This is a genomic window from Thermoanaerobacter sp. CM-CNRG TB177 (assembly GCF_018588165.1).
In the GTDB taxonomy this organism is placed as follows: domain Bacteria; phylum Bacillota; class Thermoanaerobacteria; order Thermoanaerobacterales; family Thermoanaerobacteraceae; genus Thermoanaerobacter; species Thermoanaerobacter thermocopriae.
On sequence record NZ_JAFCAC010000014.1, the window covers coordinates 1 to 1,161 of the forward strand.

Annotated in this window: 2 pseudogenes; one reads left to right on the forward strand and one right to left on the reverse strand. The window is 35.7% G+C overall.

Annotation, left to right across the window (positions count from 1 at the left end):
• Nucleotides 1-178: pseudogene (locus I4N53_RS00715) on the forward strand (UPF0236 family transposase-like protein); the annotation flags it as partial.
• Between the two features lie 9 nt (nt 179-187).
• On the opposite strand, the pseudogene I4N53_RS00720 reads toward I4N53_RS00715, so the two are convergent.
• Nucleotides 188-1,017, reverse strand: a pseudogene (locus tag I4N53_RS00720) (transposase).
• Between the last annotated feature and the right edge of the window lie 144 nt (nt 1,018-1,161).

The following is a 1,161-nucleotide window of genomic DNA, read 5'->3' on the forward strand; positions in this document are numbered from 1 at the left end:
CGCAATAAGGGAAATAGGAGAAGTAGAAGTAAAGAGAGAAATAAAAGAGAAGAAAGAAGTAAGGGTATTATACATAGAAGCAGATGAAGACCATGTGCCTTTGCAAGATGGCAGCAATGAAACACCGCGATTGATATACATACATGAAGGTAAAGAAGAGAAAAATGGTAGAAATGTACGAGACTTGTCAAGAATTTTGTGTTTCCAACTTATAACGTAAGTTGTAAAGTTGGGTTATGCTATTGATGCATTTTCTAATACTGGGAACTCCATGTTTCCATTTTGTACGGCGTAAGTTCTCTCGCTGTAAGTAAATATTAATTTCTAAGACTTCAACAGACTGAAAGTATCCACCTGAATTTACTCTAATCTTTTCAATCATGCTATTTACACTTTCAACGGCGTTTGTGGTATAGATATGCTTCCTTAATTCCTCAGGGTATTTTATATGGGCAAGATAAAACTCTGCTTTTTCTGATATTGCTTTAACAAATCGAGGATATTTTGAAAGAGATAACCATCGATGATGAGAGCAAAAGCACTTGTTGGTAGTTCTCTTTGTTTGAATAACTGAAGCTCATTTTTGAGGTTTTCTTTGATTTTTAGTATTTCATTTTCGGAATATGGAAGATTCAAAGCTTTCAAAGTCTGGACAAGGGAACTTTCGGAATAACCATTGACAACTAAAGACATAAGCAGGCCAGTGTATGAACTATCAACTCTTTTGTAGCGGTCAGGGAGGATAGAAGGTCGGAAATTACCAGTACGTGTGCGAGGGACAGAGATTTCAAGACTGCCAACAGGAGTTGCAAGTTTTCTATCGTAAAAACCATTGCCTTTGTCATTATTGTTTTTAGCAAGGTAAACAGTTCTTTCCGACAACATAAAACAATCGAGCAAGTTTTCTAAGAGTTGCTTTAAAGCTGGGCGGTTAGGATCATCTTTAGAGCAATACATATTTAATACTTGCTCTACAGCCATGTTTTTAGCAGTTTCATAAATTTCGTTTTTATTCATTCTCGGTGACCTCCTTTGAGGATTATTTCAATTCTAATTATACAGTGGACACAATTTTATTTTAACTCCCAAATGTACTGAGAAATGTGCATTACAAGGCATACGTAGGAGAGAAAGCAGAAGACATATGGATAGATGTAGCAA